This is a genomic window from Rhizobium sullae (assembly GCF_900169785.1).
GTDB classification, from domain to species: Bacteria; Pseudomonadota; Alphaproteobacteria; order Rhizobiales; family Rhizobiaceae; genus Rhizobium; species Rhizobium sullae.
In genome coordinates this window covers 1-26,253 of record NZ_FWER01000060.1, presented here as the reverse complement: position 1 = coordinate 26,253, position 26,253 = coordinate 1, and the positions used below count along the sequence as shown (strand labels likewise).

26 protein-coding genes are annotated in these 26,253 nt (G+C 61.4%); 21 read left to right on the top strand and 5 right to left on the bottom strand.

All coding sequences use genetic code 11. The features are described 5' to 3' along the window. Positions 1–7: 7 nt before the first annotated feature. Positions 8–1,171, top strand: coding sequence for a Gfo/Idh/MocA family protein (locus tag BN1800_RS33005; RefSeq protein WP_087003949.1), 1,164 nt, complete (start codon positions 8–10; stop codon positions 1,169–1,171). Between the two features lie 46 nt (positions 1,172–1,217). Here BN1800_RS33005 and BN1800_RS33000 read toward each other — a convergent pair whose 3' ends face one another. From BN1800_RS33000 to BN1800_RS32985, 4 genes are all read right to left on the bottom strand, one after another. Further along, complete coding sequence (locus BN1800_RS33000) at positions 1,218–2,504, bottom strand: D-tagatose-bisphosphate aldolase, class II, non-catalytic subunit (protein ID WP_087003946.1); 1,287 nt, start codon at positions 2,502–2,504, stop codon at positions 1,218–1,220. Beyond that, positions 2,501–3,484, bottom strand: a complete 984-nt coding sequence (locus BN1800_RS32995; protein WP_087003943.1) for a tagatose kinase — start codon at positions 3,482–3,484, stop codon at positions 2,501–2,503. The genes BN1800_RS33000 and BN1800_RS32995 overlap by 4 nt, the downstream gene beginning before the upstream one ends. After that, positions 3,481–4,674: an ROK family transcriptional regulator gene (locus BN1800_RS32990; RefSeq protein ID WP_244564743.1), complete on the bottom strand. Its 1,194-nt coding sequence runs from the start codon at positions 4,672–4,674 to the stop codon at positions 3,481–3,483. Before BN1800_RS32990 ends, BN1800_RS32995 begins: the two co-directional genes overlap by 4 nt. A gap of 102 nt (positions 4,675–4,776) precedes the next feature. Next, the gene (locus BN1800_RS32985) at positions 4,777–5,661 is read right to left on the bottom strand and encodes a sugar phosphate isomerase/epimerase family protein (protein WP_087003940.1); all 885 of its coding nucleotides are present in this window, start codon (positions 5,659–5,661) and stop codon (positions 4,777–4,779) included. Between the two features lie 417 nt (positions 5,662–6,078). Here BN1800_RS32985 and BN1800_RS32980 point away from each other — a divergent pair, with 417 nt between their 5' ends. The 12 genes from BN1800_RS32980 to BN1800_RS32925 all read left to right on the top strand — a co-directional run bounded on the left by BN1800_RS32980 (position 6,079) and on the right by BN1800_RS32925 (position 17,342). After that, positions 6,079–7,032, top strand: a complete 954-nt coding sequence (locus tag BN1800_RS32980; protein WP_027510256.1) for a helix-turn-helix domain-containing protein — start codon at positions 6,079–6,081, stop codon at positions 7,030–7,032. A 239-nt stretch (positions 7,033–7,271) separates the two neighbouring features. Further along, positions 7,272–8,705, top strand: a complete 1,434-nt coding sequence (locus BN1800_RS32975) for an extracellular solute-binding protein (protein WP_087003937.1) — start codon at positions 7,272–7,274, stop codon at positions 8,703–8,705. Positions 8,706–8,816: 111 nt separating this feature from the next. Further along, a complete protein-coding gene (locus BN1800_RS32970) occupies positions 8,817–9,698 on the top strand; it encodes a carbohydrate ABC transporter permease (protein WP_087003934.1) in 882 nt (293 codons plus the stop codon). Further along, a complete protein-coding gene (locus BN1800_RS32965) occupies positions 9,698–10,534 on the top strand; it encodes a carbohydrate ABC transporter permease (protein ID WP_087003932.1) in 837 nt (278 codons plus the stop codon). Before BN1800_RS32970 ends, BN1800_RS32965 begins: the two co-directional genes overlap by 1 nt. A 4-nt stretch (positions 10,535–10,538) precedes the next feature. Beyond that, the gene (locus BN1800_RS32960) at positions 10,539–10,778 is read left to right on the top strand and encodes a DUF2160 family membrane protein (RefSeq protein ID WP_143534205.1); all 240 of its coding nucleotides are present in this window, start codon (positions 10,539–10,541) and stop codon (positions 10,776–10,778) included. 27 nt (positions 10,779–10,805) lie between these two features. After that, positions 10,806–11,849: an NAD(P)-dependent alcohol dehydrogenase gene (locus BN1800_RS32955; protein WP_087003929.1), complete on the top strand. Its 1,044-nt coding sequence runs from the start codon at positions 10,806–10,808 to the stop codon at positions 11,847–11,849. A gap of 10 nt (positions 11,850–11,859) precedes the next feature. After that, on the top strand, positions 11,860–12,921 hold the full coding sequence (locus tag BN1800_RS32950; RefSeq protein ID WP_087003926.1) for an ABC transporter ATP-binding protein: 1,062 nt from the start codon (positions 11,860–11,862) through the stop codon (positions 12,919–12,921). A 25-nt stretch (positions 12,922–12,946) separates the two neighbouring features. Continuing rightward, positions 12,947–13,717, top strand: a complete 771-nt coding sequence (locus BN1800_RS32945) for an SDR family NAD(P)-dependent oxidoreductase (RefSeq protein WP_087003923.1) — start codon at positions 12,947–12,949, stop codon at positions 13,715–13,717. Between the two features lie 12 nt (positions 13,718–13,729). Continuing rightward, a complete protein-coding gene (locus BN1800_RS32940) occupies positions 13,730–14,455 on the top strand; it encodes an SDR family oxidoreductase (protein WP_087003921.1) in 726 nt (241 codons plus the stop codon). An 82-nt stretch (positions 14,456–14,537) separates the two neighbouring features. Continuing rightward, entirely contained in the window at positions 14,538–15,521 is a 984-nt protein-coding gene (locus BN1800_RS32935) for a beta/alpha barrel domain-containing protein (RefSeq protein ID WP_087004007.1), read from the top strand. 20 nt (positions 15,522–15,541) lie between these two features. Continuing rightward, complete coding sequence (locus BN1800_RS32930; protein WP_087003918.1) at positions 15,542–16,558, top strand: carbohydrate kinase family protein; 1,017 nt, start codon at positions 15,542–15,544, stop codon at positions 16,556–16,558. 55 nt (positions 16,559–16,613) lie between these two features. After that, entirely contained in the window at positions 16,614–17,342 is a 729-nt protein-coding gene (locus BN1800_RS32925; RefSeq protein WP_027510245.1) for an SDR family oxidoreductase, read from the top strand. A gap of 154 nt (positions 17,343–17,496) precedes the next feature. Here BN1800_RS32925 and BN1800_RS32920 read toward each other — a convergent pair whose 3' ends face one another. Next, entirely contained in the window at positions 17,497–18,114 is a 618-nt protein-coding gene (locus BN1800_RS32920) for an FMN-dependent NADH-azoreductase (protein WP_087003916.1), read from the bottom strand. An 80-nt stretch (positions 18,115–18,194) separates the two neighbouring features. Here BN1800_RS32920 and BN1800_RS32915 point away from each other — a divergent pair, with 80 nt between their 5' ends. The 8 genes from BN1800_RS32915 (at position 18,195) to BN1800_RS32880 (ending at position 26,134) form a co-directional block, all read left to right on the top strand. Continuing rightward, positions 18,195–18,575, top strand: coding sequence for a winged helix-turn-helix transcriptional regulator (locus BN1800_RS32915; RefSeq protein WP_087003913.1), 381 nt, complete (start codon positions 18,195–18,197; stop codon positions 18,573–18,575). A 364-nt stretch (positions 18,576–18,939) separates the two neighbouring features. Next, complete coding sequence (locus tag BN1800_RS32910) at positions 18,940–19,440, top strand: NADH-quinone oxidoreductase subunit J (RefSeq protein ID WP_087003910.1); 501 nt, start codon at positions 18,940–18,942, stop codon at positions 19,438–19,440. Then, a complete protein-coding gene (gene nuoK / locus BN1800_RS32905) occupies positions 19,440–19,742 on the top strand; it encodes an NADH-quinone oxidoreductase subunit NuoK (protein ID WP_027510241.1) in 303 nt (100 codons plus the stop codon). Before BN1800_RS32910 ends, nuoK begins: the two co-directional genes overlap by 1 nt. 4 nt (positions 19,743–19,746) lie before the next feature. Further along, positions 19,747–21,210 (top strand): monovalent cation/H+ antiporter subunit D family protein, encoded by a 1,464-nt coding sequence (locus BN1800_RS32900; protein ID WP_027510240.1) that lies wholly within the window; start codon positions 19,747–19,749, stop codon positions 21,208–21,210. After that, positions 21,207–21,461 (top strand): hypothetical protein, encoded by a 255-nt coding sequence (locus BN1800_RS32895; RefSeq protein ID WP_027510239.1) that lies wholly within the window; start codon positions 21,207–21,209, stop codon positions 21,459–21,461. Before BN1800_RS32900 ends, BN1800_RS32895 begins: the two co-directional genes overlap by 4 nt. Beyond that, complete coding sequence (locus tag BN1800_RS32890) at positions 21,454–23,214, top strand: Na(+)/H(+) antiporter subunit D (protein WP_087003907.1); 1,761 nt, start codon at positions 21,454–21,456, stop codon at positions 23,212–23,214. The genes BN1800_RS32895 and BN1800_RS32890 overlap by 8 nt, the downstream gene beginning before the upstream one ends. Positions 23,215–23,222: 8 nt before the next feature. Next, positions 23,223–24,698, top strand: coding sequence for an NADH-quinone oxidoreductase subunit M (locus BN1800_RS32885; protein ID WP_087003904.1), 1,476 nt, complete (start codon positions 23,223–23,225; stop codon positions 24,696–24,698). Beyond that, complete coding sequence (locus BN1800_RS32880; RefSeq protein ID WP_087003901.1) at positions 24,695–26,134, top strand: NADH-quinone oxidoreductase subunit N; 1,440 nt, start codon at positions 24,695–24,697, stop codon at positions 26,132–26,134. The genes BN1800_RS32885 and BN1800_RS32880 overlap by 4 nt, the downstream gene beginning before the upstream one ends. Positions 26,135–26,253 lie beyond the last annotated feature (119 nt).

The following is a 26,253-nucleotide window of genomic DNA, read 5'->3' as shown; positions in this document are numbered from 1 at the left end:
ACTGAACATGTCAGCAAGCAAGACAAGGCCGATCCGCTGGGGCATGGTGGGCGGCGGACGTGGCAGCCAGATCGGCTATATCCACCGCTCGGCAGCGCTAAGGGACAGCACGTTCGAACTCACAGCCGGTGCATTCGATATCGATCCGGAGCGTGGGCGCGCTTTCGGTGTCGAGCTCGGCCTTGACTCGGCTCGCAGCTATCCGGACTACGTGGCGATGTTCGCTGCAGAGGCTGAACGGCCGGATGGCATTGAGGCGGTGTCGATCGCCACGCCGAACAACACCCATTTTGCGATCTGCACGGCAGCGCTCGAACACGGCCTGCATGTCATCTGCGAAAAGCCGCTCTGCTTCACCGTCTCCGAAGCGGAAGAGCTGAAGGCGCTGTCGCAGGCGCGCGGTAAGATCGTCGGCGTTACCTACGGCTATGCCGGTCATCAGATGATCGAGCAGGCACGGGCCATGGTGAAGAACGGCGATCTCGGCGAGATCCGCATCGTCAATCTGCAATTTGCCCATGGTTTTCACAGTGCGCCCGTTGAGGAGCAGAATCCTTCCACGCGTTGGCGCGTCGATCCGAGGTTCGCAGGCCCAAGCTATGTGCTCGGCGATGTCGGTACGCACCCGCTCTATATCTCGGAAGTGATCCTGCCGCATTTGAAGATCAAGCGGCTGATGTGTACCCGGCAGAGCTTCGTCAAAAGCCGCGCGCCGCTGGAAGACAATGCCGTTACGCTGATGGAATACGACAACGGTGCCATCGCTACGGTCTGGTCGAGCGCCGTCAACGCCGGCTCTATGCACGGACAAAAGGTACGCATCGTCGGCGAGAAGGCGAGCATCGAATGGTGGGACGAGCGGCCGAACCAGCTCTCCTACGAGATCCAGGGCGAACCGGTCCGCGTCCTCGAACGCGGCATGGATTACCTTTATCCGGAAGCACGGATCGACGACCGCATCGGCGGCGGACATCCGGAGGGCCTGTTCGAGGCTTGGGCGAACCTTTACCGCCGCTTCGACCTCGCGATCAGCGGAAATAGCCGACTTGCTCCCGCAGGCGTCCGGAATCTCGTTTTCCCGGACATAGATGCGGGTCTTGAAGGGGTGCGCTGGGTTGAAAACTGCGTGCGCTCTGCCGATGCTGGAGGGATATGGGTGGACTACAAATAGAGCGGCGGTTCCCCTCGACGGAGGAAGCAGCATGCTTCCGTCGGGATCATGCCAAGGATTGAGGGCCGGGTTGATGGGCGCTCTGGTATTCCTCGAGGACCGCCCGCACGGCATCGATCAGCAATTCCTGCGGGTTAAGCGGCTTTCCTGCGTGTCCTACCAAACGGGGCAGATGCTGCCGGAAAAGAGGTGCCGGGATAATCCGGTGGTCGAGCGCTCTCGCGAGCCGCAAGACGGCGGCCTCCGCCGCCGGGTGATTCCAGTAGTAGCGAATACGATCGGAATAGGAGTAGTGCCGCAGGATATGCTGCTCGGCCTTAGAACCGTGATAGTGGCCCTTCCAGTGGCCGGGGTCCTCCCGCATCAACGCCTCCATCACGGCCATGAGGTTTCGGCTCGGATAGCCGATGACGGAGTCGCTGGCGATCAGGTCGAGGCCGTAGAGCGCCTCGCGCAGCGCAAACGTCAATTCCGGCCCGACCTTGAGGATGGCGAACCCGTCCTCGACGAGTTCGCGCAGCGCCGCCGCGCCCTGGTAATCAGTCGAATGCGCCTCGTAGACGAGCGCGGGCTCCTCGCCGAGCAGCGCGCAAAGGGTGTGCGCTCTCGCCCGGTCGTAGACAATGACATTTTCATTGCCGAATTCGACCCCGGGCTGGACGACGAGCGCCAGCACGCGGGCGAAGGCCTTGCCGAGGCCCGCTTCGTCAAACCGCGTCCTATGCAGCGCAATAGTCTTGCGCGCCGCGTCGATGCTCGTCGGCTCGAGCGCGGTGATCACATGATGGGCGCCGCCGGGCGGCGGTACTTCGGTGCCGATGACATAGACCGGCGGCTCGCCGCCCGTAGAGGCCGCGCACCGTTCCGCCACGGCCGCCAGCCTCACTGCGCGCCCCGCAGTCATCGCGTCGTCGAGCGCGACCGGTTCGCCCGCGCAGCCCATAGACGTATCGAGGTGGAGCTTGCGGAAGCCGGCCTCGACATAGGCCGCGATCATCTCTTCGGCCTTGTTCATGGCGACCTCGGCAGATTCTCCGCGCCATGGATTGGGACCAAGATGATCGCCTCCGAGGATGACCTTGTCTCGCGGCAGACCCTCTTCGCTGGCGATCCGTTCCACCAGTGCCACAAAATCACCGGGCTTCAAGCCGGTGTACCCGCCGAACTGGTTGACCTGATTGCAGGTCGCCTCGATCAATACCGCACCGTCGCGAAGCACGCCATCCCGGAGGGCAGCACGGATCACGATGGGATGAGCCGAGCAAACGGACGTGATGCCGGCGGGGCTGCCCGCGCGCCGGCTGCGAGCCAAGTTGTCGAGAACGGATGTCATGTGCGGCGTACCGGTGTAGCGGCGATGAAGGCGTCGAGCTCGGCGCGGGTGCCGGCTCCCTCCATCGGCCCCTTGGCGGTGACATTGCGGGCGCCGGCGGCATTGGCGTAGGTGAGCGCCTGTTCGATCGGCATACCGAGCCGGCGGCACGCGACATAGGCGCCACCGAAGCAGTCTCCGGCGCCGGTCGGATCGATTTCCTCGACAGCAAAGGCCGGGCAGTCGATGCGTCTGCCGTCCCGTGTGAAGACGGTCGAACCATCGGCGCCGCGCTTGAGCGCCACTTCGCTGGCGTTGCGCCCGAGGAGTGCTTGGACCGCCTCGCTTTCGGCTTCCATGCCGGCCGCAACGAACAGCTCTTCTCCGGACGGGAGGATCAGGTCGGCGATATCGACGAGCCTTGCGAAGCGTGCGCGGGTTTCGGCTTGGCCGAGCAACTCCTTGCGGACATTCGGATCGAAGGAGATGCTGCCGCCGCGCGCCGTGATCGCCGTGATCGCATGCTCAATAATCCTAGCGGCGCCGGGTATCGCAAAGGCGGTCCCCATCACATGCAGGTGCCCCGAGCGGGCAATGAGCGCGCGCGCTGCGGGGGTAAGGTCGATCTGGGCGGCGGCGGATCTTGCGATGTTGAAGACGAAATCGCGCGAACCGTCATGCCGGTAGCGCACGAAGGCGCTGCCGGTCGGAAACTCGGGGCTCGTCGAAATGGCCGAGACGTCGGCGCCGTCGGCGCGCAGGCGCGCGACGTTGACGCGGCCGAAGTCGTCGTTGCCCACGCAGCCGATGATGCCGGCCGAACCGCCGATTCTCGCGCATTGATCGATGAAGATCGCCGGCGCTCCGCTGGGGTAGGGGCCTATGAGCGTGATCGGCTCGAGGAAGCCCGCACCGCGATCCGTCGCCATGATCTCGACGAGGATCTCGCCGATCGTTATCGTTGGTCCAAGGGCGTCGGGAGCAAACGCGGTCGGTGTCATGCGCCATCTTCTCCAAGGCGAGCGCTGTCGGTCAGGAGATAGCGCTGGTGAAGCATGCAGGCAGCGCCGAAGGCCGGCCCTACCGTCTCATCCTCGTTTGTTTCGATCACGGGCAGCGGAAAGCTCTCCTCCTGCATGGAGCGAATGTGATGCAGGACGCGCGCCGCCATCAGCGGATAGAGCGCGGCGACTGAACCACCCAGCACGACCCTGTCGGCATCGATGATCCTGCAGCCCTGGATCAGGCCGTAAGCCAGGGCGCGCGCCCAGTCTTCGGCTATGGCGACGGCGCCCGGAACGCGGTCGCGCACATCGGCGAGGAAGGTCGTGAAGCTCGGTTCCGGCTGCGTCGAGACGGAACGGTAGGCGCTCAGGATGCATTCCAGCCCGAGAACACGTTCAAGGCTGCGGCCGGGCGCACTGGCACCATCGACGCGCAGATGCCCGATTTCGCCGGCAAGTCCCCGCGCGCCTCGAAAAACGGTCCCATCGACGACGATGCCGCCGCCCACGCCGCTCTCCATGACGAGATAGAGCGTGACCCCCGAATGGGCCTCGCCAGCGCCGTAGCTCGCGCCGGTCGCGAAGGCGTTTGCGTCATTCTCGACCATGACCGGCATTTGCGCCGGCACGGCCGCACGCACGAGATCGGCGAGTTGTATGTTCTGCCAGCCGAGCAGGGGAGCGGTGTTGATCAGTCCCTTGCGATCCATTTGCGCCGGCACGGCGACGCCCAACCCTTCGCAGCGGTCGAGATGGTCGGCCGGCAAAGTGTCGAAGGCGATCGCGATCGCGCGCGAAACTGCAGTATCGACATCGACGGACGGGCCGTCGAAGGGCTCCATGCGACTGTTGACGATGCGGCAGGCGAGATCGACCTCAACCACCGTGATGTGTTCGACCCCGATCTCGATGCCGAGAAAGAAGGCGGCTCCAGGCCTAAGTTCAAGCATGATGCCCGGCCGCCCCGCGTGAGCAGTCTGTGCCTGCTCGGTGGTTCCCACCTCGCGCACGAGGCCATCGGCCGTCAATCCGGCGATGATATGGCCGGATGAGGAGCGATTGAGGCCTAAAATGCGCGCAAGCTCCGCCCTGCTCAAGCGGCCGTGACGATAAAGCGCCCGCATCGCAGCGAGTTCATTGCGCTGGCGGATCCCGCTCGGAGACGCGATGGGGCCCACTTCATTCACGAGCGATCCTCCTTGCCTCTCTTCGCCGACCCCTGACACAACATAACCGGGCCGGAAACGCCCGACTTGAGCCGAACAGAGCCTTTCCCACACCTTTCGCCGTCACGGCCGGGCAACGGTCGCGCGACGACGTCTCGCCTCGTCCATCTTGAGGTCGATGAATTGCTTCGCGTGCTGCGCGAGCGGCATGTTTTCGGTCCAGGTGTCGCGCCAGATTGCGCAGGCAAGCGACAATCCTTCATCGACGACGGCGCCCGAGAAGGATTCGAATGTGATGTCGTTCTTGTAGTCGATGTCGAGCAAGGCATCGAACATCAGGTCGAAATTGATGACGCCGTCGCCGAGATAGCCGCGGTTGCTCTCACCAATGTGGAAATAGCCGATCTTGTCGCCCGCATGGCGGATGGCCGCCGCCGGGTTCGCTTCCTCGATGTTCATGTGAAACGTGTCGAGGTGCAGCCGCACATGCGTAGAGCCTACCTGCTCGATGAAGGCGAGCCCCTGGGCGGTGGTGTTGAGGAGATTTGTCTCGAAACGGTTCACCACTTCGAGAACGAGGTCGACTCCTGCAGACTTGGCGAGATCAGCCGTCTTGGCGATGGCCGCGACACTGCTATCCCATCCCTTTCTGGTGGGCATCCGGGAATATTTCCCGTGGGCCGAATAGAGGATCCCTCCGAGCTTGCTCCCGCCTATGTCGCGGACTGCGCGGATGGCGTCGGCCAGCATGCCTTCGCCCGCCCGCACCGCCTCCACATCTTCGCTCGATACATCGTGGCTGAACGGAAGGCCCATGGTGACCGCGATGTCGAGTTTCAGCGCCTCGGCTCGCCTGGCGAGCGCGTCGAGATCGAAATTTTCCGGTCGCAGGTAAGCGAATTCAATGAGGTTGTAGCCGCAGGACGCGGATTTTTCCATCGCCTCCTCGAGCATGGGCTGGGTTTGCCCTCCCGTCCACACGAAAGAATGAATACCTAACCGGCCCATGTCTCACCCAATCCAATACTATGTTGCATAATGCAACAAATAAAACTTCAGCTGGATCTGTCAAGCAGATTCCGTTCCGATTGCGATCCGGCACTCGATACGCGGATGGGCAAATGCTTTGCAACTGCATTGCAAACGAGCAACTTCCGCGCCAGCAGAGGCTGGAATTCGGGCATTCCCGCATCGATCGAGATTGCTGTTGACAGCTTTCCTAAATGAACTAATTTGTTTTTCAAGGCAACATATAGGAGGCGCAACGCCGGGGAGGCGGGCGTGGGATGGCGTGTTCGAGCCGGTGGTTGGCCTGGTCTGAACTGCTATTACCTCAAGGAAGCCGGGCTACGACAAGCGCCTTTGGCATGCATGCCGGCATTGTCGCCTGGGGCACCAGACCTGCCTGTCGGGAGGAGGTTATCGATGAAAGCCGATTTACGGATCGTACCCGATTTCGAGATGATCATCTGCCCGCCAGCAGAATCCTTTCGCTGGAACATGCATGACTATCCCTTTTTCCGGGCGAAGTGGCACTATCATCCTGAATACGAACTGCATCTCACCCGGACGACATCGGGCGTCATGATGGTGGGTGACTATATCGGCGAGTTCGAGCCTGGCTGCCTGGTGCTGACGGGTCCGAACGTACCGCACAACTGGGTCAGCGACATCGAACCGGGCAAGCTCATCCGCAACCGGGACATGCTGATCCAGTTCACCCCTGAATGGGCCGATCGCGTCGCCTCCTTCTGCCCCGAGCTCGGCACGATAAAGCCGCTCTATGAGGATGCGGTCTACGGCGTGGAATTCTTTGGCTCCACGGCGCTTTCGGGCCGGCGGTTACTCGCGCAGATGGGTGCTGCCCACGGCGCCGAGCGCGTGTTGCTCTTTCTACAGCTGATGATTGCGCTGGCGCGCAATCCCGCCGAGCGGCGCAGGCTATCGCGCCTTGCGCCAACCTCCTCCCAGGTGGACCTGCCGCATGAGCTGGATGTTGCCATGCGCTATGTGCTGGAGCACTACAGCGACGACATCGACCTGGCGTCGGTCGCAAGGGTCTGTGGTCTCGAGCCGCAGGCCTTCTCGCGCTTTTTCAAGCGCCAGACCGGTCATACCTTCGCGCGCTACGTGATCCTCGCACGCATCTATGCCGCCTGCTCGCTGCTCACACAAACGTATCGTCCGATCACCGAGATCTGCTTCGAGGTCGGGTTCAACAACATCGCCAATTTCAACAGGCAGTTCTTCAAGATCTGCAGACGCACGCCGTCGGACTACCGGCGCAACGCACACAAGATCGGAACAGAGGCGCGAAGCGACCCCTTCCGGGAAATCCGTGCCTATCCGGCGGGGATCGCGGTCGGCGAAAAAGTATAGGTTGCCAGCAAACCACGCGTGGCAGAGCAAAAGAGCGCATACTAAGCTCCGGTCACGCCAACAGGAACGATCGCTGGGAAACGACCCGGAGGTCGCAATCCTTAAAGGCGAACCGTGTCTGGAAGCCGGGAGGAGCCGTGCTGCCGGAGCCCGGGAGGATCCGACAGGCGTCGGGGGGGTGGGAACGTGCTTGCCGGCCAGCGGCCGCAAGCGGTGCAAAGGCACAAGGAGGAGGAATTATGATCCGGAAAAGTGGAATTGGACTTGCCGCGCTTGCGATCGGTCTTGTTGCGGGCGTGATGCCCGCATGGGCCGATTTCTGGTCGGATGCCGGCGCGAAATACAAGGGCGTCGTCCTGCACGGCGTGACCGAAAGCACGCCCCCGTCCAACTACATCAAGGACGTGCTGGCGCCCGAGTTCGAGAAGAAGACCGGCATCAAGGTCCAGATCGAGACCACGTCCTGGGACCAGATGTACGACAAGGCTATCAAGGACATGGAAGCCAAGACCGGCATCTATGACATGGTCTATATCGAGCAGGACATCATCTATGCCTATCTGGCGCGCAACTTCCTGGTCGACATCTCGAAATCGCTGAAGGACGACCCGTCGCTGAAGGCGCCGGAATTCGACGAAACCCACTTCACGACATTCGCCAACTATTTCAAGAATGCCGGTGGCGATCTCTTCGGCATCCCGATGGAGGCCTTCATCAAGGTCTACCTCTATCGCACCGACCTCTTCAACGACCCGAAGGTCAAGGACGCTTTCAAGAAGGAGACCGGCAAAGATCTGGCTCCGGCCAAGACCCATGAGGAATATACACAGATTGCCGAATTCTTCACGAAATACGGCAAGGACAACGGGATGGAGCTCTGGGGCACGACGGCCCAGGCGCATACCGGCCATCCGGCGTCCTGGTACGAATTCTTCGAGTCGATCGCTCCGACATACGGCGTCTACAACTGGGGTATCGACGCGGCCAACAACTATGCCGCCTCGGTCGAGAATGGCGGCCAGATGAACAGTGACAAGGCCAAGGCCGCCATGAAGTACTGGCTGCATCTGCGCGACATCGCTCCGCCTGAATCTGCTGCATCAACCTGGACGGAAGTCGCAACGACATTCGCCGCCGGCCGTGTCGCACAGGGCCTGGTTTATGGCGAGAACGCCGCCTGGATCGCGTCGGATGCGGAAAAGTCCAAGGTCGTCGGCAATGTCGGCGTCGCGCTGCCGCCCACCGAGCCCGATGTCCTCAAGGAGGTTGAGGCCGGCAAAGGTTATCTCGGCTACTATGACGGCGGCGCCTTCGGGTTGCCGGTCACGTCGAAGAACAACGAGGCGGCATTGCTCTTCCTGCAGTTCATCGGCCAAGACTCTGTCCAGGCCGACTGGGCGATCGCGGCACCGCGCATCACCAATACGGCGACCTATGACGATCCAAAGGTCATCGACATGGATAAGAAGCTGAACGGCTACTACACCATGCTCAAGGATCAGGGAAAGCTGTTTGCCGGTGCGCCGCCTTTCCCCTTCCATGCGCAGGTGCGTGAAGCCACGGCGCCGATCTTCTACAGGATCCTGCTGGGTGAAGTCGGTCCCGACGAAGGCCTCGACCAGATGGCGGCGGCTGCCGAAGCAGAACTGAAGAACCTCGGCTACCGCAAATAAGACCGGCAAGAGCCTGCGTCCGGGTGGCATCTCCCAAGACCGCCACCCGGGCGCAGTTGCCGGTTACTGCAGGCTGTTGACCTGCGTGAATATCTTCGGGAGCACGAATTCATGCGTTCAAACACTGTCGGCTGGCTGATGCTCGCCCCGACGATCGCGATCCTCGGCATCTTCGGCATCATACCCTTCATATACGTGCTCTACGTGGCATTCCACCAATGGAACCCGTTCGGCGCAAGCTCCGAAATGATCTACAACGGCGCCAACAACTTCCGTCGTCTTGTCTTCGATGCCGAGTTCCTGACCTCTGTTGCCTTCACGATGAAGTTCGCTTTCTTCGCGGTACTGAGCGAGATCGCGCTGGGCTATCTGCTCGCGCAGCTTTTCATGAGGGAATTTCCCGGACGTGGCTTTTTCCGCACGATCCACACACTGCCCCTGATCGTCGCGCCCATCGTCGTCGGCTCGGTCTGGCGCCTGATGACGACCCCCAGCATCGGCATCATTCCCTATCTCCTGAGAAGCTGGTTCGGCTATGATCTCAACATTGGCCGCGATGCCAGCACCGCTTTTGCGCTGACGGTCATCATGGATATCTGGCACTGGACGCCGCTGGTGACGCTGACACTGCTTGCCGCGTTGCTTGCTCTGCCGAAAGAGCCGTTCGAGCAGGCGCAAATCGATGGCGCCAACCGCCGCCAGATCTTCTGGCACGTCACGCTGCCGATGATCCGCCCGGCCATTCTCGCGACGGTCTTCATTCGCCTGATGGATGCGCTGCGTACCGTCGATGAAGTCTGGATGCTGACCTCGGGCGGCCCGGGTGCGGCAACCCGCTATGTCGGGCTGCATATCTGGAAGATCGTCTTCCCAAAGACCGACTACGGCTATGGCGCTGCGATCTCGGTGATCGTGCTCTACCTCACGCTGGTGATGTGCTGGCTGCTCTATGTCGCTCTCGTGGCTCGACGCGAACGGAAGAGGACATTCTGATGCAGGGCCGCAATCCCCTTCTCTACGTGGCGCTTTGGCTGCTCCTCAGCCTGCTGACGCTTTTCCCGATCTATTGGCTCTTCATCATTTCGGTGAAGCCGGCGGTCGATCTCTTCACGACGCCGAGCCTGTTTCTCGACGTGATTTACTGGAAGAATTACGTCAACGTCTTAGGCAATGAGACGCTGCGTGGCTACATGCTCAATTCGATGATCATATCCAGCGGCAACGCGGTACTGGTCACGGTGCTGGCCTTCATGGCTTGCTACGCGCTCTCGCGCTTCGACCTCGCGGGCAAGGAGAACATCTTCTTCTGGACCATCACCAACCGCATGGCACCGGCGGCGGTGTTCCTTTTGCCGTTCTTCCTGCTCTTCACCCAGATCATCACGTTCGGCGACTGGAAGCTTTACGACACCAAGATCGGCATGATCCTGCTCTATTGCACGTTCAACCTGCCTTTCGCGATCTGGACGCTGAGGCCCACCATCGACGGAATTCCCAAGGAACTCGACGAGGCCGCGACCGTCGACGGCGCCTCGACCTGGCAGGTCATCTACGAAGTCATCTTCCCGCTTGCCAGACCCGGCCTTGCCGTCACGCTGATCCTGACCTGGGTGTTTGCCTGGAACGAGTTCCTACTCGCCGCGACCCTGACCAGCTTCAACGCGCGCACGATCACGACGGGCCTTTCGGAATATGTGACGACGACGGGAACGGAATGGGGGGCGATGGCGGCGATCGCGGTTATCACGCTCATCCCCGCGCTCATCATCTTCGCCGTGGTCCAGCGTCATATCGTGGCGGGTCTCACCTTCGGCGCGGTCAAGGAGTAGAGCGATGCAAGAGCCATTCGACCCAGGGCAGACAGATGCCGAACCGGACGTGGCGGGCAGCAAGTCCGAGCCGGCCGGCTTCCTGCCGATCACCACCAACTGGTTCGACCGCGTCTTCGTCGGCATCTACCTGTTCGTCGCGCTCGAACTCCTCTGGATGCGGTTCCTCGAACAATCGATTCCGTTGACGGTCTGCCACGTTCTGGCCGTTGCGCTCGGGGTCCTGATCGTATGGCGCGGCTAATGCTTCTTGAAAGATAGGACAGAGACAATGAAATCGCTGGTACTAGAAGAGAAGATGAAGCTGTCGCTGCGGGATTTCCCGATCGAGCGTGAAGAGGTGCTGGGTCCGCGCGACGTCCGGATCAAGCTCCACACCGTGGGCATCTGCGGTTCCGATGTGCATTACTATACGCATGGCGGCACCGGCGTGTTCCAGGTGAAAGCGCCGATGATCCTCGGCCACGAGGCGTCCGGCACTGTGATGGAGACCGGTGCCGAGGTGACCTCGCTGAAGGCGGGCGATCGGGTGTGTATGGAGCCAGGAGTCCCCGATCCCAACAGCCGCGCGACGCGCATGGGACTCTACAATGTCGATCCGGCGGTCCGCTTCTGGGCGACGCCGCCCGTCCATGGCGTACTCAGGCCCGCGGTCGTCCACCCTGCCGATTTCTCCTTTAAGCTGCCCGACAATGTGTCGTTCGCCGAAGCCGCGATGGTCGAGCCGCTGGCGGTGGGTGTGCATGCGGCGACCAAGGCCCAAGTCAAGCCGGGCGACATAGCGCTCGTGATCGGTGCCGGTCCGATCGGTCTGGTGACAGCGCTTTCGGCTGTCGCGGCCGGCTGCGCACGGGTTTTCGTGAGCGACATCGACGACGCCAAGCTGGAGCTCGCCGCCAAGCTCGGTCCGATCTCACCAGTCAATGTTGCAAGGCAGGACCTGGCCAAGGAAATCCTTGCCGCCACCGACGGCTGGGGCGTTGAGATCGTGTTCGAGTGCTCGGGCCATCCCAAGGGCGCCGAGGGCGTGTTCGACCCGCTTTCGCCCGGCGGCCGCGTTGTCTTCATCGGTTCGCAGGTCCATCCGATCCACTACGATGTCGGCAAGGCCATGGTGCGGGAAGCGCGCGTGGAGCATGTCTTCCGCTATGCCCATGTCTTTCCGCGCTGCGTGGCCATGCTGGCATCAGGTGCGATCGACGTGAAGCCGCTCATCACCCGCACATTCGATTTCGGCGAAAGCGTCCGTGCTTTCGAGATCGCGGCGTCCGCCCCGAAAGGCGAAGTCAAGATGCAGATCGCACTGCCGCAATAGAGGAATTCATATGGCTCCTGTCACCGTCAAGGACGTTACAAAGAAGTATGGCGCGCTGCCGGTCATCCACGGCGTCGGCATAGACATCGCCGATGGCGAATTCGTCGTATTGGTCGGGCCTTCCGGATGTGGCAAGTCCACGCTTCTGCGGATGATCGCGGGGCTCGAGACGATCTCCGGCGGCACGGTCGCCATTGGCGGCAGGGTGGTCAACGACGTCCTTCCCAAGGACCGTGATATCGCCATGGTGTTTCAGAACTACGCGCTCTATCCGCACAAGACGGTCGCAGACAATATGGGCTTTCCCCTCAAGCTCAAGGGCGCGCCGAAAAGCGAGATCGAAACGAAGGTCCGCAGGGCAGCCGAAATCCTCGATCTCGGCAAACTGCTCGACCGCTACCCGAAGCAGCTTTCAGGCGGCCAGCGCCAGCGCGTCGCCATGGGACGCGCCATCGTACGCGATCCGCAGGTCTTCCTGTTCGACGAGCCGCTTTCCAATCTCGACGCCAAGCTGCGCGTGACCATGCGCGTCGAGATCAAGGAACTGCACCAGCGCCTGAAGACGACCACCATCTACGTGACGCACGACCAGATCGAGGCCATGACCATGGCCGACAAGATCGTCGTGATGCGCGAAGGGCGGGTGGAGCAGATCGGCGCGCCGCTTGATCTCTACGACCGTCCGGCCAATGTCTTCGTGGCAGGTTTCATCGGTTCGCCGTCGATGAATTTCGTTCCCGGCAGATTGTCGATGGAAAGCGGCCGGCTGGCCTTCGTCAGCGACAAGGGCACCGTGCTGCCGGTGCCGGAGGGTACGCCGAGCCACGGCGAACCTGCTCTCTACGGCATCCGACCGGAACATATCGACGTGCGGCCCGACGGGATGCCGTCGACGATCTCGGTTCTCGAACCCACCGGCTCGGAAACGCAGATCTTTGCACATCTGGGCGGCGATGCCATCATGGCGGCGGTTCGCGACCGCATCGTCGCGCTGCCGGGCGAGGCAATCTCTCTCCGGATCGATCCGGCCCGCGTGCATCTCTTCGATGCCAAGAGCGGCCGGCGCCTCTAATTCCGCATAGCCAGGGAAGCAAGACATGTTCTTTGAGAAGTTCCGGATGGATGGCCAAACCGCGGTGGTGACCGGCGGCGGGCGCGGTATCGGCCTTGCCTGCGCCGAAGCGCTTGCCGAGGCGGGCGCCCGTGTCGTCATCATCGATCGCGACGAAGCGGTCGCCGAATCCGGCAGGCAGGCCTTGGCCGGGAAGGGTATCGAAGCCGATGCGCTGGTCCTCGATGTCACGGATTCGGCGGCCATCGACAAAGCCGCGGCGGATATCTTCGCAAAACATGGTCGCATCGACGCGCTGGTCGCCAATGCAGGCATTGCCCGCACCGGCACGGCGGCAGAGGATACGCCGGACGAACTCTGGCTCAATGTCAACGATGTGAACTACAACGGCGTCTTCTGGTGCAATCGCACCTTCGGCCGCTATATGCTCAAGGCCGGCCATGGCGCGATCGTCAATATCGGATCGATGTCAGGCTATATCGCGAACCGGCCGCAACTCCAGACCTATTACAACGCCTCCAAGGCGGCCGTCCACCACCTGACCGCGTCACTCGCCGTGGAATGGGCGGACCGCGGCGTTCGCGTCAATGCCGTGGCACCAACCTATATCGAAACCGAAATGACGAAATCCGTGGTCGACAAGTCGATGATGGACATCTGGCTGCGCGACACGCCGATGGGCCGGATGGGCCAGCCCCATGAGATTGCGTCGGTCGTGCATTTTCTCGCCTGCGACGCATCGAGCCTGATCACCGGCGCGACCGTCAAGGCTGATGGCGGCTTCACTTGCTGGTAGGAGGTATTGGAAATGGACTTTTCAAACAGGCGTGTGGTGGTGACCGGCGCCGGCAAGGGCATCGGGCGTGCGACCGCCGTCATGCTGGCTAAGCGTGGGGCCAAGGTGACCGCGCTGTCGCGCTCGGCGGCCGATCTTGAGGAACTGAAGAGTGAAATCGGATGCATCGCGATTGCGGTCGATCTTGCCGATCCGGACGCAACGCGCGCCGCAGCCCTTCAGGCGCTGCCAGCCGATTTTCTGATCAACTGTGCCGGCACGACCGAGCTTGAACCTTTCCTCGATCTCAAGGTCGAGAACTTCGATCTGCTCTATGCCGTCAATGCGAGGGCACCGATGATCGTTTCGCAGGAATATGCCCGTGACATGGTGAAGAACGGCCGGAAAGGCGCAATCGTCAATGTATCGAGCGTCGCCGCCTTTGTGGGTATTCCCGATCACGCGGCCTATTGCGCTTCCAAGTCCGGTCTCGACGGGCTGACCCGGGTGATGGCCAAGGAGCTTGCGCCGATGGGCATACGCGTCAACGGCGTGCATCCCACCGTGACACTCACGCCTATGGCCATCAAGGCCTGGAGCGATCCGGAAAAGGCAGCCGGCATGCTCAACCGCATTCCGGTCGGCCGTTTCGCCGATCCCGGCGACATCGCCGAGGTCATTCTTTTCCTGCTCTCCGACGAGGCAGCCATGGTCAACGGCCTGTCGATGCCCGTGGATGGCGGTTACATGATCGCATGACGATTGTCCGAGGCGGATGCCTCAATTTGTAAACCTTCCCGCCGCCGGACTGGCGGCCCCAGATTTTCTCAAGGATCAGCGCATGACACGCTTTGACGCAAAAATCGCCAGGATCAGGGCCGGCAACTACAAGCGAACGGATTTCATCATCGCGGACGCCAAGGATGGCGATATGGGGCCAAGCATTCCATCCTGCGGCCCCAAGCTCGAAAAGGACTGCTCCCACACGCGCTACCGGACGCGGGCGGAATTCCTCGGCCAGATCAAGGCCGTGATCACCCAGGACATCGTTGATATCATGCTGACCTCCGCCTCCAATCTCGAACTGCTGACGGAAAGCGGCGCTTATGCCGATAGCAGCGTCAAACCGGCCATTCGCGCCAATGATGCGACGGATATCTGGGTAGGGCGCGGCGCGGCCTATGCCAGCCAGCCGTCTCGGCCCTATCGCACCGCTTCGCTGTCGGTCAACCGGCGTCATACCGATCTCGGCCTTTATTCGATCACCTTCAACAACGATCTAGATGCGGATTACAATTCGCTCCTCGCCTTCCTGGATTTCGTAGAGGATGCCGACGACAACGGCTTCAATTATTTCCTCGAGGTCTTCAACCCGAACGTCGATACCGGGATTGCGCCCGACCTCCAGCCGCATTTCGTGAATGATTGCATATGCCGGGCGCTCGCCGGGCTGACGGGCGCCCGGCGGCCGCAGTTCCTGAAGATCCCGTTCAATGGGCCGAAGGCGCTGGAGGAGCTCACCTCCTACGACCCGAGCCTGGTCGTCGGCGTGCTGGGCGGCGGTGCAGGGACCGCGCGCGACACCTTCGAACTCATCCACCAGGCGGAGAAATACGGCGCCCGCGTAGCGCTCTTCGGCCGCAAGATCAATCTCGCCGAGGACCCGCTCGCTATGGTGAAATTCATGCGCGCCGTAGCAGATGGTGATCTCGGGCCGGAAGAGGCGGTCAGGGCTTATCACGGCGCGCTGCAGGCAGGCGGGCAGAAGCCGATGCGGAGCCTCTCCGGCGACATGGCTATCACAGAGAAGGTCCTGATGAATTGAGCCCGGCAGGGGAGGAGACGATGGCTGGAACGAGCAGGCGCGGCTTCATCGCCGGTGGTACCTGGTGCCTGGACCGAAACCGCAGAATCGACGCATGGCCGCGGGAAGACAGCGTCGGTATCGCCTGGGGGCTTGAGGAACGCGGCGGCGGCCCTGCCTGCAATCTCGCCATCGACATCAAGAGGCTCGACCCGTCGATCCCCGTCGAAACCATCGGACTGGTCGGCAACGACGAGGCCGGGCGAAAGCTCATCACTGAGGCCGAACGGGCGGGTCTCGGCCATCGGCAAATGCATGTCAGCGACGAAGCGCCCACCCATACGACCGAGGCCTTCATCTCGCAGGCAAGTGGACTGCGAACACATATTTCCGACCTCGGAGTTTCGGCGCTGCTTTCGCCGGACCATTTTGATTTCTCCGGGACCTCCGCGCGCTTCTTGCATCTTGGGCTTCCCGGCATCCATCCCACGATGGATGCACCCTGGGGCGATAACGCCAACGGATGGGTGACGGTGCTCAAAGCCGCTCGCGCCGCTCGTCTCGAAACCAATCTCGAACTCTGCACGGTCACGCCGGAATGCCTGCGTGGCCTGATCCTGCCCTGCCTACCACATCTCGATACGCTCATCGTCAACGACAGCGAGATCGGCGCGCTGGCGGAGACGGAGACTACGCGGGCGGGCAGGACGGATATCGAGGCCTGCGCGGCGGCCTCGGCCGCCATTCTCCAAAAGGGCGCGATGGGGCTTGTCACAGTCCATTTTCCCGAAGGCGCGATCACCGTCACGCGGCCTGGAGAGAAGATATTCGTGGCGTCGGTGAGGGTGCCGCAGACTGTGATTGTCGGACCGAACGGTGCGGGTGATGCCTTCGCGGCTGGCTTTATGTACGGCCTGCATGAGCACTGGGCGATCAAGGACTGCCTTTGGCTCGGTCACGCCGCGGCCGCCTGCTCGCTGCGGAGCGCGGGCACGACCGACGGTGTCGTCGGGTGGAAACAATGCCTCGACCTGGCACGCCAGTGGGGCAGCCGTTGACGGCGGATCGACGGCGGGATTTTCGATATTTGATCTGAGGCAGAAGGAGACGAGCATGGTCAAGCAATTGGAAGGCATGGTGGCAGCGATTACGGGTGCGGCCTCCGGCATTGGACTGGCGAGCACGAGGGCGATGATTGCGCAAGGCGCGCGCGTGGTACTCGTCGATCGCGACCAGAAAGCGCTGGACGCGGTTTGCGCGGAGCTCGGCGATGTCGCGATCCCCCTGGTAATCGATCTTCTCGATCCCGCCAGTTGCGCAACCCTCATGCCGTCTATCGAGAAGTTGACCGGCCAACTCGATATTTTCCATGCCAATGCGGGCACCTATATCGGGGGCGATCTGATTGAGGCCGACACGGCCATTATTGACCGGATGCTCAACCTCAACGTCAACGCGGTCATGAAGAATGTCCATGACGTTCTGCCGCACATGATCGCGCGCGGCTCGGGCGACATTATCATTACGAGTTCAGTCGCGGGGCATTATCCCGTCCCTTGGGAGCCCGTCTATTCGGCTTCCAAGTGGGCCATGACCTGCTTCGTCCAGACCGTGCGGCGCCAGGTCAACAAGAAAGGCATCCGGGTGGGCTCGGTTTCGCCCGGGCCGGTAATCAGCGCGCTCCTTGCCGACTGGCCCGAAGAAAATCTGCAAAAGGCCAAGGAATCCGGAAGCCTCATCGAGCCGTCCGAGGTGGCCGATGCCATCATCTTCATGCTGACAAGGCCGAGAAATGTCACAATTCGGGATGTCGTCGTGCTGCCGACCAATTTCGATATCTGAATGCCCAATCGCTTGCTGCTTGCCCGGCCGCTGCACACCATGAGCCGGGGAGGGCAGCAGCTGCAAGGCAGCCCTGCCATCCTTGCCATCGCCATACCCGCTCGCATCACACCATTCGCCGATTTCTTCGGTAGCTGGCTGATGGGTTTGCGGGTCAGGCGGCACGCTCTAGTGCAGCCCGGATCTGTGCTTCGGTGGAGGCGATCGCAGCCTTGGCTGCGTCCGGGCTTACGAGTGTCCCTTCAACGCGGACCACTTCGATATCCGTCAGTCCGATAAAACCGAGAAGATGCGCGAGATAGGTGGTTTGGAAGTCTAACGGGGCATTCTTGCCTTCCGAAAAGACGCCGCCAGCTGCCGTCACGAGATAGACTCTCTTGGCGGGCAACAATCCCATCACACCGGTTGCGTCGTAGCGAAAGGTGACGCCAGGCCAAGTGATGTAGTCAAACCAAGCCTTGAGCTGCGTCGGCGGGCCGAAGTTGATCATGCCCGAGCCAATGACGATCACGTCGGCAGCCTGGACCTCGTCAACGAGGCTTTGAGCGAGATTGACGGCTTCGATCTGTTCGGGTGTACGTGTCTCGGGCGGCGCAATGCGGCCGTCGATATAGGCCGCTGTGATATGCGGCATCGGTGCCGCCCCAAGATCACGTTCGACAATTGTGCCGCCGGTACGGGCGTTGAGGCTTTCAGCGATGTCACGGGCAAATCGGGTGGAAAGGCTCTGAGGACCGCGTGGGCTAGAGGTAACGAGGAGGATGTTGGTCATTGGTGCTCCTTGGGGGTAGTATCAAACTGTGACCAACACTATTAAGGTGACTATTTCACTGTTCGCAAGAAGGCACATTCATGACACTCAGTGACATAGAGTTTCCTACCCCAAGCGAAGACGCCGACTGCCGTCCCGTTCGGGAGATCCTCGATCGCATTGCCGATAAGTGGAGTCTTTACATCTTCGTGGCCCTGAAGGATGGGCCGGTCCGCTTCAATGCATTGCGACGGCAGATCGACGGCATCTCGCAGCGGATGCTCACGATTACGCTTCGTCAATTGGAACGCGACGGTTTGATCAGTCGCACCCACTTTCCGACGATCCCACCGCGCGTGGATTACGAGCTGACTGAAGTCGGCAGGTCGCTTCTCGCCCCAGTCATGGCCTTGGTGACCTGGGCGGATTCAAATCGGGACGTGATCGAGGAGGCGCGCCGGCACCATGACCAAACTAGATGATCGCTGCGGCGATATTTTGTATTCGGCCTCTATCCCTCAAAGACTGCAAATCCGCCGCGATGCGTCGTTCAGGGCGTTTCTCGGTCGAGCCGGCCAACTAAGGCTCGATACTCACGGGTTCCAGCCGCCGCTACCAACGGTCCTCCCGATGGTCACGACGCGATCAAGGTCGCTCTCTCACGCCCCGACACTATGTGGATTGCTTTGGAACATGCGGTCTAGCTCGGCTTTGCTCGGCCGGTGACAATAATCTTGTGAAAAATCCGATACTAGGGCACAATTTTGCGAATGCACCTGAAGTACGAAGCGATCACAATCCGGCCGTCTCGCGCCGAGTGACAGCTCGCGTGGGAGGGTCGCGTCGATGGATCAGGGATTCTTTCTTCTGTTCGCTACGGTGTCCGTGATCACGGCCCTGACGGTGGTTTTGGCGCGGAACCCGGTTCACAGTGCATTGGCGCTGATGGCCTGTTTCTTGCAGATTTCCGCAATTTTTGTCTTGCTCGAGGCGCCTTTTCTGGCGGTTATCCAGATATTTGTCTACGTCGGCGCGATCATGGTCCTGTTTCTGTTCGTGATCATGATGATCGATGTGCGCGAAGCGGTGTTGCAGCGCTTCTTGCCGGGCGGGAACCTGCCGGCCCTGGTGCTGCTCGTCTTGCTTGGCGTCGAGATGTCTGTGCTCGTGTTCTGGAGCGACCGCTTTTCGGGCTCGGAGCCCGTCCCGATCGGCGGCGGCGGTGATATCAGGAAGCTCGCCACGACACTTTTCGCCGACTATCTCCTGCCTTTTGAAGCTGCCTCCGTCATCCTGCTGGCCGCCCTGGTCGGCGCCATCGTGCTGGCGCGGAAGGAGCGGGAGTGATGGTTCCGCTCTCGTGGTATATTTTGCTCGGGGTGGTTCTGTTCGTGATCGGAGCAGCGGGCGTGCTACTCAGGCGCAATATTCTGGTCGTGCTGATGTCGCTGGAGTTGCTGCTCAACTCGGTCAACATCAATTTCATCGCTTTCGGGCGCATCCACGACGACTTCCGCGGACAGATCTTCGCCATCTTCGTCATCGCAATCACTGCGGCGGAGGTTGCCGTTGCTCTCGGCATCCTGGTCGCGCTTGTGAGGAACAAATCCACCCTCAAGGTCGACGACGTGACCATGATGAAAGGATAGCGGCTTGGACCCGATGACATCGATCAGGCCGCTGCTTGCCGTCGCCGTCCCAGGTCTGGCGGCCCTGGCAATTCTCCTTCTGAACAACCGTGAGAAACTCCGCGATCTCGTCTCGCCGTTGGCCGCGATCGCCCTGTTCGCGATTGTCGCCTCGATGGCGCCCACGGTACTGGCGGGCGGCACCGTCGATTTGCGCCTGTTCGGGATCCTGCCCGGGATCGACTTCGCGTTCCGCGCCGATGCGCTCGGCATGGTGTTCGCCACCGTCTCGTCACTCCTATGGATTGTGGCTGCGATCTATTCCATCGGCTACATGCGACACCTGAAGGAGCATGCGCAGACCCGCTTCTTCGCCTGTTTCGCCACCAGTCTTGCGGCGGCAGTCGGGGGCGCCTTCGCAGCCAATCTGTTCACGCTGGTGATTTTCTACGAGGTGCTCAGCCTCGTTACCTATCCGCTCGTCTATCACCACGAGGACGAAGAGGGATGGACGGGCAGCCGCAAGTACATCGTCTATTTGATGGGCGCGTCGAAAAGCATACTGCTCGCCGCGCTAGCGCTGACCTATTCCATTGCGGGGTCGCTCGACTTTGTGGAAGGTGGGCTGTTGGCGAGGATCAATGCCCCTACGGCGCTGCTGACGGTTGTCTATTTTTGCTATCTTTTCGGCTTCGCCAAGGCTGCGGTGATGCCGATGCACGCCTGGCTGCCTGCTGCAATGGTGGCGCCGACGCCGGTCAGCGCGCTCTTGCATGCGGTGGCCGTTGTCAAGATGGGCGTGTTCTGCGTGCTCAGGGTGGTGTTCCATGTCTTCGGCGTCGGGCTGGTGGGCGGGCTGGGGCTCGGCATCGCCACGGCCTATCTGGTCTCCTTCACGATCCTGATGGCGTCCGTCTACGCCCTGACGCGGGACGACCTGAAGGCCAGACTCGCCTATTCGACGGTCAGCCAGCTCTCTTACATTGTGCTGGGCGCGGTTCTGCTCTCGCCGGTCGCGATGGTCGGCGGGATCATCCATATCGCGGCGCACGCTTTCTCCAAGATCACGCTCTTTTTCTGTGCCGGCTCGATCTATTGCGCGTCTGGCAAGCGGAACATCAGCGATATGGCCGGTATCGGGCGCAGGCTGCCGTGGACGATGGGGGCGTTTTTCATCGCTTCGCTCAGCATGATCGGGGTGCCGCCGACCGCCGGATTCGTCAGCAAATGGTATTTGACGTTGGGCTCCGTGGAGGCTGGGCAGACCGCGTTCTTGACCGTGCTCCTCGTGAGCTCGATCCTGAACGCCGCCTATTTCCTGCCGGTCAGCTATATCGCCTTCTTCGGGACGGAGACGCAAGAGAGCCCGGCGACGGTTCGTGAAATTCCGATGGTTGCGATCCCGCTGGTTGCGACTGCCATCCTGTCGGTGCTGATGGGCATCTTCCCGGACTATTTTCTTACCCTTGCGGACGGAGTGATCAGATGATCAAGCGCGTGGTCGACTTTTTTGGCGACGAAGAATATGCAAGGCAGCGCCGCCGACTGTTCTATCTGGCACTCGTTCTGATCGTCGTCGCCGACATTCTGGTCTTTCGCGAACACGCCGAATACCTGTGGGAGCGTCTGCCTGGCTGGTCCGCCGTCTACGGCTTCGTGTCCTGCGTATTGCTTATCTTCGTTTCCAAGTTTCTCGGCCATCGGGTCGGGCTGATGCGGCGCGAGGATTATTATGACTGACTTCATCCATCCGGCTCTGCTCTTCATTTTCGGCGCCCTGCCAATCCCGTTCCTCAAAGGATCGATCCGCAAGGCCTATCTGCTGCTGATCCCGGCCCTCGCGATCCTCGCCGTGGTTACGATGCAGCCAAGCAGTTATGGCGAGGGGCGGTTTATCGGGCAGGACATACTGATCGCGAACGTCGACAAGCTGAGTATCGTCTTCGCCACTGTTTTCACCATCATGGCTTTGATCGGAACGATCTACGCGCTGCATCTGCCTCGCCCTGGCCAGCATGTTGCTGCGTTCGTCTACGTCGGCAGCGCGCTCGGCGTGGTGTTCGCCGGCGACTACCTGACCTTATACCTGTTCTGGGAAGGCATGGCGTTTGCCTCTGCCTATCTCGTCTTCGCCCAAGGCGGCCGGCAAGCGATCGCCTCCGGGTTCCGATATCTCATGGTCCATATCTCTGGCGGCGTCGTCCTGCTGGGCGGCATCATTCTCAACGGGCTCTCAACAGGCTCGCTGCTTTTCGGCCCGATGGCCGGGGCCATGGGCGCCGGCGCCTATCTGATCCTTGCGGGGTTCATGCTCAACGCCGCGGTGCCGCCACTCAACGCCTGGCTGACCGATGCTTACCCCGAGGCGACCGTTACCGGGGCGGTATTCATGAGCGCCTTCACCACCAAGACTGCCGTCTATGTGCTGGCGCGGGCGTTTCCGGGCACCGAGCTTCTCGTCTGGCTCGGTACCGCGATGGCGCTCTACGGCGTTGTCTACGCGGTGCTGGAAAACGACTGCCGCCGGCTACTTGCCTATCATATCGTCAGCCAGGTGGGCTACATGGTGGCGGGCGTCGGCATCGGGACCGAAATGGCGGTGAACGGAGCCACCAGCCATGCCTTCGCCCATATCCTCTACAAGGCGCTTCTGTTCATGGGTGCGGGGGCGGTGATCTACGTCACCGGGCGCCGCAAGCTCACAGAGCTCGGCGGGCTCTATAAGACCATGCCGCTGACAGTGGCGCTTTACATGGTTGGAGCCTTCGCGATCTCGGCATTTCCGTTCTTCTCGGGCTTCGTCACCAAATCGATGGTGGTGGCCGCCGCCGGGCTGGATCACCGCGCGCTGGTGGTGCTGGCGCTGACGATGGCCTCGTCGGGAACCTTCCTGCACACCGGGCTCAAGCTCCCATATTACATGTTCTTCGGCACCGACCGGAAACTGGAGGCGCGGGAGCCGCCACGCAACATGCTTGTTGCGATGGGCATAGCGGCGGTGCTCTGTATCGCGATCGGGGTATTCCCCCAGCCGCTCTATGCGCTTCTGCCGTATAAGGTCGACTTCGAACCCTACACCGGCGTCCATGTCTCCGAGAGCCTTGGCGTGCTGATGTTCACGGCGCTGGGCTTTGTCATTTTCCTACGAGCGCTCGATCCCGAGAACACGATCAGCCTGGACACCGACTGGTTCTACCGCAAGGGCGCGCGGTACTTCATGTGGCTCGCCGAAAGGCCGCTGGCGCGCTACGAGAAGGCGATGAGCGAGGTGTCTGAGACAGCCGCGCTGCCTTTCATGTACGGGTCGGCGAGGGCGGGGCTACGGCTCGACCTTAATGGCGTGGACGCCGTCGTGAACGGCGTCGCCCGCTCGGTTCTGCGCGGCGGCGGGGCGCTGCGGCGGCTGCAGACCGGCGTCGTGACCCATTACGCGCTGGCGATGATCGCCGGTGTGATCGCAGCAACCGTCATCTTCGCAGTTGTGTGGCGGTAGGGGGCGCCATGGGATTCCCGCTGCTCAGCCTCATCGTTTTCGTGCCCGCCGCCGGGGCAGCGGTCTTAATGTTGATGCGCGGTGACGATGCGGTACGGTGGACGGCGCTCGGTTTCACCTTGCTCGATTTCGCTCTTTCTATCGCGATGCTGGCCGGCTTCGACACCGCGACCCACGAGATGCAGTTCACCGAGATACACCCGTGGGTACCGGCGCTCGGGATCACCTACGCGCTCGGCGTTGACGGCATAAGTGCGCTCTTCGTGTTCCTGACCGCGCTGTTGGGCTGGATCTGCGTGCTCGCTTCGTGGGTCGCGATCGAACGCAGGGTGAAGGCGTTCATGGTCAGTCTGCTCTCCATGCAGGCGTTGATGCTCGGGGTGTTCTCAGCGCTCGACCTGTTCCTGTTCTATGTCTTCTGGGAGGCGATGCTGATCCCGATGTACCTGATCATCGGCATCTGGGGTGGCGAGGGCCGGGTCTATGCGGCGTTCAAGTTCTTCCTGTATACGCTGGCGGGCAGCCTCCTGTTCCTGATCGGTGTCATCGTGCTCTATCTTCAGGGCGGCAAGACCTTCGACATCCTCATTCTCACAGCGCAGGATCTGCCATTCCCGGTCCAGTCCTGGCTGTTCTTCGCCTTCCTGATCGCCTTCGCCGTCAAGGTGCCGATGGTTCCGGTCCATACCTGGCTGCCTGACGCCCATGTGCAAGCGCCGACGGCGGGCAGCATCATCCTTGCCGGAGTGCTTCTGAAGATGGGCGCCTACGGCTTCTTGCGATTTTCGCTGCCGATGCTGCCAGAGGCGTCGATGTATTATTCGACGCTGATGTTGGCGCTTTCGGCACTTGCGATCGTCTATGGCGGGTTGCTTGCGCTGGCGCAGGACGACCTGAAGAAGCTGGTGGCCTATTCCAGCATCAGCCATATGGGCTTCGTGACGCTGGGCATCTTTGCGCTGAATCTCCGCGGCCTTGAGGGAGGCATCCTGCAGATGTTCAACCATGGCGTGACGACGGGTGCCCTGTTCCTGCTCGTCGGTCTGATTTACGAGCGGACACATACGCGCAGCATCGCGGACTATGGCGGGCTGATGAAGGCGGCGCCTGTCTACACTGTATTTCTTGCGCTGTTCACCCTGTCGTCGATGGCGCTGCCGGGAACGAATTCGTTCGTGGGCGAGCTGCTGGTGCTCTCAGGAGGTTTTGCGGCCAATCTGGCCGCCGGCGCGGCCGCCGTTTTGGGTGCATTGCTGGGTGCTGCCTATCTGCTTGGCATGTACGGGAAAGTCGCTCTTGGTCCAGCCAATGTCACCGCCCGGTTCAAGATACGCGACGTAAGCGCCCGCGAGATGGCCGCGATCCTGCCGCTGGCCGTCTTCGTACTTTGGGTCGGGCTCTATCCGAAACCCTTTCTCGACATCATCGACGTCTCGGTGAAGCATCTGCTGGTGCACGTGCACGGCAAGGGGAGCGGCCAATGACCGCCGCCGCCCTTTTCCAGTCCGTCCTGGCGAGCCTGCCCGAGATCATTGTGGTCACCGGGGCCTGCATCCTCTTGATCCTGGGACAATTTGTGCGGAAGGGGCAGGATAATCTCCTTGTTGGGGCTTCCGTCGCCATCGTGCTGGTTGCCGCCTTGACGACATTCATGCTCGCGAGCGAAGTGCGCCCAGCCTACACGGGCATGTTCATCGCCGACCGCTTCGCGGTTTTCTTCAAGTTCGTGTTCTACTTAGCCACCGTTCTGACATTCCTCCTTTCGCGGAAGTATGCCGATATCGAAGGGATCGGGAGCAGCGAATACTACGTCCTGCTGCTCTTTGCGCTTTCGGGAATGATGATCATGGCGTCGGCGATCGATCTCTTGTCGATCTACGTGGGCCTCGAACTGATGGTGCTCTGCACCTATGTGCTGACCGGCTTTCTACGGCAAGAGCGGCGGTCGAACGAAGCGGCACTGAAATATGTGATCCTTGGCGCGGTTTCGACCGCGATTTTCCTCTACGGCGTTTCGCTGGTCTACGGGCTCACCGGCACGACGCAACTGGACGGGATGGCGGCTGCTGTGACCGGCGATCCGCTCGATCCTGGATTGCTGCTGGCGGTCGTCTTCATCGTCGCGGGGCTGGTCTTCAAGGTCGGCGCGGTGCCGTTCCACATGTGGGTGCCGGATGTCTATGAAGGGGCGCCGACGACGATCACCGCCTTCATGTCGGTAGCCCCCAAGGCGGCGGGGTTCGCGGTAATCCTCAGGGTGTTCCTCAACCCTCTGGTCGCAGCCTCGGACGTTTGGATCATCGTCGCGGTCATTGCGGTAGCTACGATGGCGCTCGGCAGCTTCGTGGCGCTGGTGCAGGACAATTTCAAGCGTCTTCTGGCCTATTCCAGCATCGCCCATGCCGGGTTCGCCATTTTTGGCGTGGTGGCCGGCGGCGCGGACGGGATCGCCAGCGTGATGCTCTACCTGCTGATCTACTCTTTCATGAATCTCGGCATTTTCGGCACCGTCATCATGATGCGCAACGGCGATTTCTCGGGCGAAGTCATCGAGGACTACGCAGGTTTCGCCAGGTCGCATCCGGGTCTGGCACTTCTGATGCTTCTCTATCTGTTCTCGTTGGCCGGCATCCCGCCGACGGCCGGCTTCTTCGCCAAGTTCTACGTGCTGGTCGCACTCGTCGAGCGGGGTTTTGTCATGCTGGCGTTGATCGCAGTGCTCCTGAGCGCCGTCGCCGCCTATTTTTACATCCGCATCGTCATGGTGATCTACATGCGCGAGCCGCAAAGGGTGTTCGACCCGGCGCTGACGCCCTTGGTCCGCGCTACGCTTGCCTTCACCGCCATCGGCACACTCGGTATCGGCATATTTCCGGAATGGTTCCTAAGACTTGCTCAAGGTGCGGTGTTTGGCGGCTGATCGGAACGTGTCCGCCGCAAACCTCGTCCTTCCGGGCGGTCCGGCATCCGCCGGCGCTTGCGGAACATATGAAGAACGTCCTATGGTCGTTCCGATGAAGGAACGGCTGGGCTACCGAT